At 50.1% G+C, this 12727-nt stretch carries 15 protein-coding genes and 1 pseudogene; 12 read left to right on the top strand and 4 right to left on the bottom strand.

Annotated elements, in window-relative coordinates; genetic code table 11:
* Positions 1-104 precede the first annotated feature (104 nt).
* The 9 genes from OGV75_RS17785 (at position 105) to OGV75_RS23565 (ending at position 7494) form a co-directional block, all read left to right on the top strand.
* The gene (locus OGV75_RS17785; protein WP_016153327.1) at positions 105-584 is read left to right on the top strand and encodes a (R)-mandelonitrile lyase; all 480 of its coding nucleotides are present in this window, start codon (positions 105-107) and stop codon (positions 582-584) included.
* Positions 562-1323, top strand: a complete 762-nt coding sequence (locus OGV75_RS17790; protein ID WP_286480971.1) for a carboxymuconolactone decarboxylase family protein — start codon at positions 562-564, stop codon at positions 1321-1323. Before OGV75_RS17785 ends, OGV75_RS17790 begins: the two co-directional genes overlap by 23 nt.
* Positions 1324-1458: 135 nt before the next feature.
* Complete coding sequence (locus tag OGV75_RS17795; RefSeq protein ID WP_047389853.1) at positions 1459-2523, top strand: alpha/beta hydrolase; 1065 nt, start codon at positions 1459-1461, stop codon at positions 2521-2523.
* A gap of 364 nt (positions 2524-2887) precedes the next feature.
* A complete protein-coding gene (locus OGV75_RS17800) occupies positions 2888-3535 on the top strand; it encodes a thermostable hemolysin (protein ID WP_065554730.1) in 648 nt (215 codons plus the stop codon).
* Positions 3525-4961 carry an AMP-dependent synthetase/ligase gene (locus OGV75_RS17805; protein WP_065554729.1) on the top strand — a complete coding sequence of 479 codons (1437 nt, stop codon included), beginning with the start codon at positions 3525-3527 and terminating at the stop codon, positions 4959-4961. Before OGV75_RS17800 ends, OGV75_RS17805 begins: the two co-directional genes overlap by 11 nt.
* Before the next feature lie 2 nt (positions 4962-4963).
* Entirely contained in the window at positions 4964-5629 is a 666-nt protein-coding gene (locus OGV75_RS17810; protein WP_047416676.1) for an iron-containing redox enzyme family protein, read from the top strand.
* A complete protein-coding gene (locus tag OGV75_RS17815; RefSeq protein WP_233618770.1) occupies positions 5592-6422 on the top strand; it encodes an SDR family oxidoreductase in 831 nt (276 codons plus the stop codon). The genes OGV75_RS17810 and OGV75_RS17815 overlap by 38 nt, the downstream gene beginning before the upstream one ends.
* Positions 6419-6952, top strand: a complete 534-nt coding sequence (locus tag OGV75_RS17820; RefSeq protein WP_286480972.1) for a tetratricopeptide repeat protein — start codon at positions 6419-6421, stop codon at positions 6950-6952. The genes OGV75_RS17815 and OGV75_RS17820 overlap by 4 nt, the downstream gene beginning before the upstream one ends.
* Before the next feature lie 368 nt (positions 6953-7320).
* A complete protein-coding gene (locus OGV75_RS23565) occupies positions 7321-7494 on the top strand; it encodes a transposase (RefSeq protein ID WP_353622582.1) in 174 nt (57 codons plus the stop codon).
* On the opposite strand, the pseudogene OGV75_RS17825 reads toward OGV75_RS23565, so the two are convergent.
* Positions 7437-7649, bottom strand: a pseudogene (locus tag OGV75_RS17825) (LacI family DNA-binding transcriptional regulator); the annotation flags it as partial. The gene OGV75_RS23565 and the pseudogene OGV75_RS17825 sit on opposite strands and share 58 nt — an antisense overlap.
* Before the next feature lie 395 nt (positions 7650-8044).
* Here OGV75_RS17825 and OGV75_RS17830 point away from each other — a divergent pair.
* Both OGV75_RS17830 and OGV75_RS17835 read left to right on the top strand, forming a co-directional pair.
* Positions 8045-8896 carry an aldo/keto reductase gene (locus tag OGV75_RS17830; protein ID WP_142417387.1) on the top strand — a complete coding sequence of 284 codons (852 nt, stop codon included), beginning with the start codon at positions 8045-8047 and terminating at the stop codon, positions 8894-8896.
* 26 nt (positions 8897-8922) lie between these two features.
* Entirely contained in the window at positions 8923-9912 is a 990-nt protein-coding gene (locus OGV75_RS17835; RefSeq protein WP_286480973.1) for an aldo/keto reductase, read from the top strand.
* 24 nt (positions 9913-9936) lie between these two features.
* Here the strand turns inward: OGV75_RS17835 and OGV75_RS17840 are convergent, their stop codons facing one another.
* Positions 9937-10830 (bottom strand): LysR family transcriptional regulator, encoded by an 894-nt coding sequence (locus OGV75_RS17840; RefSeq protein ID WP_286480974.1) that lies wholly within the window; start codon positions 10828-10830, stop codon positions 9937-9939.
* Between the two features lie 148 nt (positions 10831-10978).
* Here OGV75_RS17840 and OGV75_RS17845 point away from each other — a divergent pair, with 148 nt between their 5' ends.
* Positions 10979-11770 carry an SDR family oxidoreductase gene (locus OGV75_RS17845; protein WP_286480975.1) on the top strand — a complete coding sequence of 264 codons (792 nt, stop codon included), beginning with the start codon at positions 10979-10981 and terminating at the stop codon, positions 11768-11770.
* A gap of 142 nt (positions 11771-11912) precedes the next feature.
* Here OGV75_RS17845 and OGV75_RS17850 read toward each other — a convergent pair whose 3' ends face one another.
* Both OGV75_RS17850 and OGV75_RS17855 read right to left on the bottom strand, forming a co-directional pair.
* Positions 11913-12464 (bottom strand): LuxR C-terminal-related transcriptional regulator, encoded by a 552-nt coding sequence (locus OGV75_RS17850; RefSeq protein WP_142417390.1) that lies wholly within the window; start codon positions 12462-12464, stop codon positions 11913-11915.
* Positions 12464-12709 carry a hypothetical protein gene (locus OGV75_RS17855; protein ID WP_016156767.1) on the bottom strand — a complete coding sequence of 82 codons (246 nt, stop codon included), beginning with the start codon at positions 12707-12709 and terminating at the stop codon, positions 12464-12466. The genes OGV75_RS17850 and OGV75_RS17855 overlap by 1 nt, the downstream gene beginning before the upstream one ends.
* Positions 12710-12727: the final 18 nt, after the last annotated feature.

Raw genomic sequence — 12727 nt, forward strand, 5'->3', positions numbered from 1 at the left:
GGGTTAACTGACAGAATTGTCAGGCTGGCGTCAGTCTGACGACATCTCCCCCTGATTAGAATCATTGCAGACCCTCTCCATCATTGTAGATAAGGACGCTTTGCATGATCAGACATTTACGTTACCTCGGGCTGTTACTGCCCCTCTTTACGTTTTCATCCTGGGCGGCGGAGCAAAATCCCGCTGTCCATATCGCCACCGCCGGAAGCCAGAATGCGGTGTACGGGGCAGCAGAGAACTTTACCGGTCGCGTCCGGGTTGATCCTCTCTTCAAACCAGATAACGAAATTAGCGTTTCCGGGGCTTATGTCACCTTTGAGCCAGGTGCTCGTTCCGCCTGGCATACGCATCCGGCAGGCCAGCGGCTGATTGTGACCTCGGGAGTTGGGCTTACCCAACAAGAAGGCCAGCCGGTGCAGGTCATCCGCGCTGGCGACGTTGTCTCTTGCCCGGCGGGCGTCAAACACTGGCACGGGGCGGCACCCGGCAGCGCAATGACGCACCTGGCGATAACCGGGATTGTGGATGGCAAAAGCGTTAACTGGATGGAGAAAGTGACAGATGAACAATACCACGCCCATTAAGGCATTAACGGCAGCGGTACTGCTGACCTTTGGTTTGGGTCTCACGGCACATGCTGCGCCCGTCAATAAAGGAGCCTCAGAAATGAACCACGAACAAACGGTTTCAGATACGCTGTCAGCTCGCCAGCAAGCCATCCCGTTGATTGCGGCATCAATGGCCAGCAGTCAGATGGATAAGCTGAATGCGGCACTGAATCAGGGGCTTGATGCAGGACTCACGATAAACGAGACCAAAGAGATTCTCGTCCAGCTCTATGCCTATACGGGATTTCCCCGTAGCCTGAACGCGCTGAATGAACTGATGAAAGTCGTCGAAGCACGTAAACAACGTGGCGTTGAAGACGTTGAAGGTAAAGAGCCGGTCGCCGCCATCCCTGTCGGAGATGAGCTTCGCCGTGTCGGTACCGCAAACCAGACTAAAATCTCCGGCGCCCCCGTCCAGGGACCTCTGTTTGATTTTTCCCCGGTCATTAATCAATTCCTACAAACGCATCTGTTCGGCGACATTTTCGCCCGCGATAACCTCGACTGGCAAAGCCGCGAGCTGGCAACGGTTGGCGCATTAGCCGCCACGCCGGGCGTTGAAGCTCAGCTGTTATCGCATACGCGAGCCAGCATGCGAGTCGGCCTGACGGCAGCGCAACTGCGCCAACTGGCACAAGTTCTTCGTGAAAATGGCGAAGAAGATGCGGCTACGCGGGCGGAACAGGCGCTGCAACGGGCGTTAGCAAACAGTTAGGCGTTGGTTTGAGACGATACGGTGCTAATCCTCCGCATTCATGAGTCTGCCAAATAAGGGCAATCAAAGGTGCTAAATAATTCACGCTGACAACTCAGATATGATTGAACGGCAAACATAACAGAGGATGTAATCTTGAAAACTGTCTTAAAAACGCTGGCCATCTGCGCGATGGCGGGTGGCATGGTGGCTCAGTCGGTATACGCCGAGCCGCTGGTCATTCAGGAACAGGGGAGCTTTTCTGCTGGTGGCACAATCATCACCGCACCAGGGAAATTTGACGCGAAAACGCCGCTGGACTCTGCGGGTCAAACCTGGCATGGCGATCATGCGTCTGTGTTCTACCAAATTCCGGAAAATCCGCATAAATACCCTATCGTCATGCTGCACGGCGCAGGTCAGTTCTCCCGCACCTGGGAAACCACGCCGGATGGCCGCGAAGGGTTCCAGAACATATTCCTGCGTCGTGGATTCTCAACTTATCTTGTCGATCAGCCACGTCGGGGCAGCGCCGGGCGCACGACGGTAGAAGGTACGGTTACGCCTAAACCGGATGAACAGATGTGGTTTAACCAGTTCCGCGTTGGCGTGTGGCCGGAGTATTTTAAGGGCGTTCAGTTTTCTCACGACAAAGAAGCCCTGAATCAGTATTTCCGTCAGATGACCCCGAATACCGGGCCGTTTGATATCAATGTTATCTCTGATGCGATGTCCGCCGTCGTGGATAAATCCGGCCCGGCTATCCTTTTCACCCACTCCCAGGGTGGCGGACCAGGCTGGTACACGGCGATGAAAAATGACAAGGTCAAAGCCATCGTCGCCTTCGAGCCTGGTAGCAGCTTTGTCTTCCCGGAGAAAGAGCTCCCTGCCCCAATGCCAAGCGCGTTCGACACGCTGAAGGGTGAACCGGTGCCGATGGAGCAGTTTATGGCACTGACTAAAATTCCGATTCTGATTATTTACGGCGATAACATCCCTGATAAACCTGTCGCCATGCCCGCGCAGGACAGCTGGCGCGTACGTCTGGCAATGGCTCGCGAGTGGCGTGACGTGGTGAACAAGCATGGCGGGGATGTCACTGTGACGCATCTGCCTGAGGAAGGAATCAAAGGGAATACCCACTTCCCGTTCTCGGATCTGAATAACGTGCAGATTGCTGATATGGTGAGTAAATTCCTGGAGGAAAAAGATCTACAATAGGAAGAGCTAGTATTGAGCCTTCATTATTGAGGGCTCAATACAATCATCAGTTATATCAAAAAAAATAAAATGGGGGAGCGAAAGTCTTCTATAAGGGAGAGGCAGAATTTTGCTTCCCGCTAATTTCACATTATATTAAGGATAGCATCCCAGTTGGTGTTCTTTCACCATATACCCGAGCATAAATACCGGTATTTACTTCTAAAAAAGGGGCATGTCGTAAAGCCGTTAACGAAAGTGATGAATTATAGATAGAAAACCTTAAAGTTTTATTAAATTTGGAAAATTTAAATAATCAGTCATCTTAAGGTTAACATAATAATATCTCCCCATTATTGATAGGACATCTGTGAGAGGTCTTATCATGCGAATAATCTCGCCCTACACATTAAAATGGCTACATGGCGGAAGCGAACATAATGATATTTCTGCATTAATACGCGAAAACTATCATCAGGTTTACCATGCTTCACTTTCCCGCTGTATGCCCTGGCTTCTTGGTATGTATGACGCCAACGGTGAACTTAAAGCCGCATGCGGCGTCCAGGTGGCATCTCATGGAACGTTATACCTGGAACAATACCTTGATACTCCAATTGAAACGACATTATCGTCGCGGCTGGAACTGCCTGTTCCGCGTGAAGCAATTGTCGAAATCGGCAATTTCGGCGCGCGTGATGGTGCCAGCGCGCGGATTATGTATGCCGCCCTCTGTCTGTTACTTAATCAATATCACTACGGATGGATCGTGTTTACTGGTACGAAGAAAATCCGCAACACCTTCTACCGTCTGAATCTACATCCCATTCAGTTGATGTCTGCTGATCCTGGCAGACTGGGCGATGCGGCCCTGGAATGGGGTGAGTACTACCAACATGATCCACAAATAATGGCAGGAGAACTGACTGGCGGATACACAGCGCTGAGTCAGAACACCATGCTGTTAGCCCTGTTTACGCCATTACCAGATGCCCCATGGACTGATCTTTCAGGAGGACGCCATGTTTCTTAACGCGCTTGAGCAGCAGGCTCGTCTACATCCCGATAGCGTAGCCCTGCAAGGAGAAACCCGGTTCTGGAGCTGGCGGCAATATCATGAAACCGTGATTGACACCGCAACACGATTACAGTCACTCGGAGTTAAATGTCTGGCGCTGGAAGCCGACAACAGCCCGGAGTGGGCGATCATCGATCTCGCCTGTCTGGCTTGTGGGATCATTATTATCCCTGTCCCCGCCTTCTTCACCGACGCACAAAAAGAGTGGGTACGCGCATCGGCATCGGTTGATGCGCAAATCGGCGGCGAGTTGATGGTCGGCTGGCTGAGGCATGATTTCCCATTCGGCAGACTGCAAACTCGCCAGATTACTGCTCCAATGCCCCTGCCTGCCGGGACGGCCAAAATAACGTATACCTCTGGCACTACAGGTGAACCTAAAGGCGTCTGTCTGAGCCAGGAAGGGATGTTCTGGACTGCACAAACGCTGGCCAGGGCCCTGCAGAATATCAATTCGCAAAAGCATCTGGTCACACTACCGCTCAGCATTCTGCTGGAGAATTTGTGCGGAATCTATATCCCTATGTTGCTGGGCGCACAGACAGTGGTACTGCCCTCTGCACAGATTGGATTCGCAGGTTCCAGCCAGTTTAATCCCTCTCAGTTTTTCCACGTGTTGATGAAATGGCATCCACAAAGTCTGGTGTTGGTGCCAGAACTGTTACGGGCGCTGCTCCACCTGCACCAGCAGATCCCCGAAAGCACGCAATCCTTGCGCTTTATCGCCGTCGGCGGTGGAAAAATCTCAACCCAGTTGTTGGCATTGGCGGGACAAAGCGGTCTACCGGTGTTTGAAGGGTACGGCCTTTCGGAATGTGGTTCCGTTGTGGCACTGAATCTGCCTGATGCGGCAAAAGCGGGCAGCGTCGGCAAACCGTTACCGGGTATCAAGGTATCGGTTGATGCCAGTCAGCAACTGTATGTAAACAGCCCGGCCAATGCGCTGGGCTATCTGGGGACTGAACCACCCTCGCAGAATGTTGCGACTGGCGATCTCGGCAAAGTGGATGAAGAAGGATTTATACATCTTCATGGGCGTCTAAAAAATATTCAGATAAATGCTTTTGGTCGCAATTTCTCGCCAGAATGGCCGGAAGCTGAAGCAATGGCATGTTCGGCGGTCCGACGTATTGTGATCTTCGGCGAGGGATTGCGACGCAATGTTGCCCTGGTTGATGTCTTTGAAGGTCAACAGGAACTGGCCCGTGAGCAACTTCAGGCCCTCTCCGCTCGCTTGCCTGACTATGCCCGGTTCCATCGACTGCTTTTTACTTCAGTCCTGTCATCTCCCGATATGTTTACCGCCAATGGGCGTCCCCGGCGGAGCGCCATCTGGCACTCCCTGAAACAAGATATTCTCACCTGCAGTGAGGAGGAATAATCATGAGTTTTTATCAGGAACTGCAAAAACAAACCGCTGAGGACCGTCAGCGGTTACTGGCATCGCCAATCATCGCCCGCTGCCAGCAAGGCGATATTTCCCGCGCAATGTATATCCACTTTCTGACGCAGGCATATTACCACGTCAGCCATACCGTGCCGCTGCTGATGTGCGCCGGCAGTCGTCTTGGTGCTTCACATGAAGCAGTGCGAGGAGCCATTGCCGAATATATTGATGAAGAGTACGGACATCAGGAATGGATCCTCAATGATATTCGCACCTGTGGTGGCGACGCGGAAAAAGTCAGAAATGGAACGCCTGGGCTGCCAATCGAAATGATGATCGCTTACCTCTACTATCGTATTGAACGAATCAATCCAATGAGCCTCTTTGGCATGGTCCAGGTACTGGAAGGTACCAGCGTGTCGATAGCATCAGCCGTTGCCGCACAAGTTGAGCATACGCTGGCGCTACCTGAGCAGGCTACCACTTATCTGCGTTCACATGGCGAGCTTGATCAGGGACATTTGCGATTTTTTGCATCTCTGATGGATACCATCACCGATAAGGACGATCAGACTGCCATTATCCACACCGCCCGTCGTGTTTATAACTTGTATGGGCAGATGCTTGAGCAACTGGGAAATGACGCAAATGAACCTGCATGACAAGACGGTTTTACTCACCGGCGCAAGCGGGGGTATCGGTCAATCGCTGGCACTGTCGCTGGCGAAAAAAGGGGCACGGCTTTGCCTTGTCGGGCGCAACGAACAGGCAATGAAGCTTCTGCAACAGACACTTCCCTATGCGGAGCGGCACAGCATCGCGCTAATGCGTAATTATTCTGATGATGAAATCAACGCGCTGGCCGCACGATTTAGCCAGGATGGTGGGCTGGATATCCTGATAAACAATGCGGGAAGTAGTCGCTTTGCGTTGTTTGAACAGCAATCTTTTGACGATATTCGTGAGCAGATCCGCGCCAACATTGAGATCCCGGCCTTACTCACCCGTGCTTTAATGCAAAAGATGAATACACCAGGGATCGTGCTCAATATAGGGTCTATCTTTGGGGAAATTGGTCATCCAGCCTGGAGCGTTTACAGTGCGACCAAAGCAGCGACACACCGTTTTTCTGAAGCATTAGGGCGTGAATTACAGGGTAGCGGCATCACGGTACTGTATGCCGCTCCGCGTTCAACAGAAACCTTGCTGAACAACGAACATGTGTATGCCCTGAATCAGAAACTCGGCAACAGTAGCGATTCCCCCGACTTTGTTGCCGCGCGACTCACCCGTCTACTTGAAACTGAACAGAAACGCTACCGCTTTGGCGTGATGGAACGCCTGTTTGTCAAAATCAATGCCTGGTTTCCCACCGTCATCGATGGGGCATTAGGAAAGAAATTACCTGTGATTCAGTTATTTGCCAGAAAACCGCTCAAGGGAGAACATAAATGAGAATTCTACATGTACTCATTATTGCGACAGTGATACCTGTCTCTGCAATGGCGAATACGACGCTGGAAGATTTACAGCATGAGTGGTCCATTTGCCAATATCAGACGTTAGCCGCGAAAAAAGAGAGTTGTTTCAGTGCGCTCAGCCAAAAGACCCACAATGCTATTCAAGCTCACAATACCGATGCACCGTTGTTAATCTGGTCAGGTATCATTGACAGCAGTTGGGCTGGCGCCAAAGGCGGTCTTGGCGCGCTGAGCCTTGTTAAACAGGCGCGCAGTAATCTGGAAAAAGCCATTGAGATTGATCCAGGCGCATTGCAGGGGTCAGCCTGGACTAGCCTCGGTGCGCTGTATTATCAGGTACCAGGCTGGCCGATTGGTTTTGGTGATAAAGAAAAAGCCGAAGAAATGTTAAAGAAAGCGCTGGCGATCAATCCTGACGGTATTGACCCTAACTATTTTTATGGTGACTTTCTATTGCAGGAGAAAAAAACCAGGACGCGAAGCGCTATCTGGATAAAGCACTGAAAGCTCCGGCGCGCCCAGGACGAGAGATTGCTGATAATGGACGCCGTCGTGATATTGCGAAGGATCTGGCCAGTATTAAGTAAAAAACCAGTACCCGCAGAATATACTGTGCCGCCCACTGTTCCCTGTGAACGGTACAGATATTCCCTTTTTCCTTTGACGAGAATAGCCATCACTGTGGTGATGCCTTCGTCTTTTTCAGGCTTGTCATCCACACCCAGCTCACCTATTGTAGGCGTCATTTCAGCACCGTCTGGCAGACTCTCAATTTTCTGACAGCATAGCGGACACCAAATATGATGGGCGCTATCCATGAAATTGTTAACTACAGTGCGTAAAAAAGCCCTAATTATCTCGTTGAGTTCAAAATCAAAATGGTTGAACGCTCAGATCGACCAGAGATCTCCGTGGCGAAACTCGCTCGTGAGCATGGAATCAACGATAATCGGCTGTTCAAGTGGCCAAATGAACTGTGCCACTACAGATTGACCAGGTTCGGCAACACGACGGCGATGAGGCCTGAACATTTGCCGCTCAGTTGAATCGCGCTTTTACTGGGCACATAACACAGGAAATCCATTGCATCACGTACCGCCTGACGCGTTTCAGGCACTACGCTGGGATGATTGTTAAGCACCCGCGATACAGTAGCCGTTGATACTCCTGCTTTTTTTGCAACATCTTTAATGGAAGCCATGATGATGAAATGTGTCCTCTAAAAAGTAATGTCACTATAAAGTGTGATAGAGGTCAAAGATGTAAGCCAGTTCACATGTTGTTGCGTTACATGAAACCCAGTTCGCGCTCTCACTTCCATTGGCGTTAGCGCCGCAAAAAATTCAATCCCCGCGAGTTTGCTGATTTACGAGGTATTATAGGGTCTGAGGTGCGACGGGCAGCTGCATGGACTGTCTCCCGACGGATAAATGCCTTTCCTTAGTGTTTAAAACGTTCATTTCTTACACAAAGCCGCCCATCAGCCCTCCTCAAAATTAATGAACACATCTAATAAACCCTAGCTAATTACCCCATCTAATCGAATAAATAACTTTGCGTTATGCTTTTCCTCGACAACAGCCAAAGGATAACGTCATGCAAACTGTAAAACTGAACAACGGTATTGAAATGCCCCTGCTGGGCTTTGGTGTGTTTCAAATGTCTGATGCCGCTGAATGCGAAAGAGCCGTGATTGATGCCATCGATACGGGATACCGCCTGATCGATACCGCCGCGTCTTACCAGAATGAAACCCAGGTCGGGAACGCTCTGAAACAAAGCGGTATCGACCGTAACGAACTCTTTGTAACGACCAAGCTGTGGCTGCAGGATACTAATTACGAAGGCGCTAAAGCCCAGTTCGAACGCTCCCTGAATCGTCTGCAACTTGATTATGTTGACCTGTATCTGATTCACCAGCCTTACGGTGATGTTCATGGGGCATGGCGTGCCATGGAAGAATTACAACAGGAAGGAAAAATTCGCGCCATTGGCGTCAGCAACTTCCATCCTGACAGACTGGCCGACCTTATCGCCTTCAACAACGTTGCCCCTGCGGTAAACCAGATTGAAGTTAACCCCTTCAACCAGCAGCTGCATGCCGTTCCCTGGAATCAAAGCCGTGGCATTCAGCCGGAAGCCTGGGCTCCGTTTGCTGAAGGGAAAAATGGTCTGTTCCAGCATCCCGTATTAACGGCAATTGGTCAGAAGTACGGCAAAAGCGTGGGCCAGGTTGTTCTGCGTTGGATCTTCCAGCGAGGCATCATTTCACTGGCGAAATCGGTGCGCAAAGAACGCATGGCAGAGAACATTAACATTCTCGATTTTGAACTCAGTTCTGAAGATATGCTGCAGATTGCTGCCCTCGACACTGCAACCAGCGCCTTCTTCTCTCACCGCGATCCGGCGATGGTGGAATGGCTGACCGGCCGCAAACTTGATGTTTAAGTCGCGATAAAAGAGGTATTCATTCAATGCAAAAACGTTATCTGGGTAAATCCCGACTCGAAGTATCCGCGCTTGGGCTCGGCTGCATGGGCTTAAGCCATGGCTACGGTCCGGCGACCGATACCCGTCAGGCTATCGAGCTCATTCGCGCTGCGGTTGAACGTGGCGTCACCTTCTTCGATACCGCTGAAGTGTATGGCCCCTTTCTTAATGAAGAGGTTGTAGGCGAAGCCTTAAAACCGTTTCGTGACCGTGTGGTTATTGCCACCAAGTTTGGTTTTACCTTCGGTGCGGACAACAAGCAGCAGATTTTAAACAGCCGTCCGGAGCATATCCGTGAAGCTGTGGAAGGATCATTACGCCGCCTTAAGACTGATGTCATTGATCTGCTGTATCAACACCGTGTCGACCCGGATGTCCCCATTGAAGATGTCGCGGGAACTGTGAAAGACCTGATAGCGGAAGGCAAAGTCAAACATTTCGGTCTGTCCGAAGCGGGCGCACAAACCATTCGTCGTGCACATGCCGTACAACCGGTCACTGCGCTGCAAAGCGAATACTCTCTGTGGTGGCGCGAACCTGAGCAGGAAATCCTGCCGTTACTGGAGGAACTGGGTATTGGTTTCGTTCCCTTCAGCCCATTAGGCAAAGGCTTCCTGACGGGATCGATTAAGCCAGGAACCACTTTTGGCAAGGACGATTATCGCAGCACCGTGCCGCGTTTCGCCGAGCAGGCGATTGAAGCCAATGAAAAGCTGGTCTCCTTGCTGGGTGAACTGGCGGCAGAGAAAGGTGTGACGTCTGCACAAATCGCGCTGGCATGGCTGCTGGCACAAAAGCCGTGGATTGTTCCTATCCCTGGTACCACCAAACTACACCGGCTGGAGGAAAACCTGGGGGCTGCCGACATCATTCTTTCACCGAAGGATACGCAGCAGATAACCCAGGCGCTGGAAACGATTAACATCGTCGGTGAACGTTACTCTCCTGAGCACCAGGCCCGCGTAGGCCGTTAATATCCGAACGGGTCTACGGACCCGTTATTGGGCGTAGCGAAGTGCATCGATCATCAGCGCAAATGCAGGCGGGTGCTGCTTACGGCTCGGGTAGTAGAGATAATAGCCGGGAAAAGATGGACACCAGTCCTGCAGAACCTGAATAAGCTCTCCTGACTTTATATAATCCTGCACCCTGTCTTCAGGCATACAGGCAATGCCAAAACCGTATAAAGCAGCATCAATCCTTTCTGCCTGCTGATTAAACGTTACCTGCCCTTCCACTCTGACCCGTAACGGTTTCCCTTCCTTCTCAAACTCCCAGTGATAAAGCCCACCGGCAGTCGGCAGGCGCATATTGATGCACCGATGATTTTGTAGCTCGTGCGGCGTTTCAGGTGCAGGGTTTGCCGCGAAGTAAGACGGTGCTCCCACCACGGCCATGCGCATGTCCGGGCCAATTCTTACAGCAACCATATCCTTATCCACGCTTTCGCCCAGGCGGATCCCGGCATCAAAACGGCCCTCAACAATATCGACAAAGCCGTTATCAACCACCAATTCGAGATTAATTTCCGGATATTCCCTGAGGAAAGGTTTTAACTTTGGCCATACCAGACTTCGCGCGGCATGCTCCCCAGCAGATAAGCGGATATTGCCGGAGGCAGTGCCGTTCAGTTGAACCAGCGATTCCAGCTCCTGTTCAAGATCGGCAATACGCGGTTCAAGGCAGGCAATAATTCTCTCACCGGCCTCTGTAGGGGCAACGCTTCGGGTCGTACGGGTCAGAAGGCGGATATTGAGCCTTTCCTCCAGCGCCTTCATCGCATGGCTGAGTGCAGACTGAGATACACCCAGTTTGCCCGCTGCTTTGGTAAAACTTCGCTCCCTTGCCACCACCAGAAAGATTTGCAGTTCGTTGAAGTTTTCTTTGAGCATCGGCGATTTCCTTATGGTGGCATTCCCTTCATCGCGCACTCATGAAGGGTGTTCATAGACACAATCATTTTAGCCCTATTACTGACAATAATGATAATTGATATTCTGGCTGTAGAGAAAATAAGTCTGAATTATCAGAAGGTTTATCATGAAAATACTCATTGCAGGCGCGACCGGAAGTATTGGTCTTCATGTCGTGAATACCGCTATCGAAATGGGTCATCAGCCCGTGGCGCTGGTCAGAAATAAACGGAAAGTAAAATTACTTCCGCGTGGAACGGATGTTTTTTACGGCGATGTTTCAATGCCTGAAACACTTACCGATTTGCCGAAAGATATTGATGCCATCATCTTCACTCTCGGTTCCGATGGCCAGGGGCGTATTGGCGCCAGAGCGATAGATTACGGCGGTGTGCGTAACATTTTACGACTCTTCAGGGATACACCTGTACGCATCGGTTTAATGACCACGATTGGCGTGACTGAACGACTCAGTACCTGGAATCAACGCACTGAGGTTCATGACTGGAAAAGACGTGCCGAACGTCTGGTCAGAGCGAGTGGTCACCCCTATACCATCGTCAGACCCGGCTGGTTTGATTACAACAATGATGATGAACACAGAATTGTTTTGCTCCAGGGGGATCGTCGCCATGCAGGAACACCAGAAGATGGTGTGATATCAAGGCAGCAAATCGCCCAGGTTCTGGTCAGTGCCCTGACCAACGAGGCAGCAAAAAATAAAACGTTTGAGCTGGTGGCCGAACGAGGCGAAGCACCGCAGGATCTTACTCCACTGTTTGCAGACCTGCAGGCTGATGATCCACAAAAAAATGATGGCGTTTTAGATATAGACAATATGCCTCTGTGTGAAGAACCTGAGTGCATTATTAACGAGCTGAACCGCACGGGGTTGCTGAAATCTATAAATAAATCATAAGCATCCCGACAAGGCTATATCATCGCCCTCTTATAATGCGCGTTAATTTATGTTCACAACAGAAGACATCATCGATGAGATAACCCGAGCGATTGATTTAAACTTACACAAATCGCTGAAGGTAAGTTTAGCGTATCGATGATCAGGCATGCTTCAGCCAGTTCCGGAATATTTGCGCTTGCAGTATTCCCTGAAAATCAATCAGCCCTGAGCAACCAAGTTTCTTGATCAGATTCTGCCTGGCCTGGTAAATGGTTTTTAAGTGTAGATTTAACATGGCAGATATCTCAAAAACAGTTCGCCCCTCCCCTAGCTGCGTTAAAATATATTTATCTCGCGCAGTCAAGGAGATATTGAGTTCCGATTGATGCTCGTGCTTTCCACCAGCACGAGTAATATCAATAATAAATTGCTTGATTGAGGCAACATCGCTATCTACTGGCAGTCTGTAAAGTGAGATGTCATTGAGATACTGATACAGATGGCCATCAATCAGCAGCACCAGGCGATATGTATTCAGATCGTAATTTTGCTTTTTTACCGCGTCAAAGTGATTAGCGGTGAAGAAAACAAGTCGCGCCTTGTCATCTTCAAAAACGATATCTGCAAGGATATTCTTTAACCCTTGCCTGATATAGATATCATCAATCCATAAAACTGTGTTTCCAGCATGTTCCTGCATGATGTTCATCATTATGACCTCAACGAAAAATCACCATTGACCTCACCGGGCTGCGAAGTTTTATCGAGTTGAAGATGTGCCAGAATCTGTGAATAGAGATCGGTCAGTATCACATTCTTCTCATTCTTCAACTGCGTGCTGAATGCCTGAATAAGAACATCATTACTGATACAACCCTGTTTTAACATGACATTACGCTCTATATCCTTATACAAAGCGCAGCGGAAAATAAAATCTTCCGGAATTGAATTAGCCATATCAACTCCATAATATGC

This window comes from Citrobacter sp. Cb028 (assembly GCF_030336705.1).
In the GTDB taxonomy this organism is placed as follows: Bacteria; Pseudomonadota; Gammaproteobacteria; order Enterobacterales; family Enterobacteriaceae; genus Citrobacter; species Citrobacter braakii.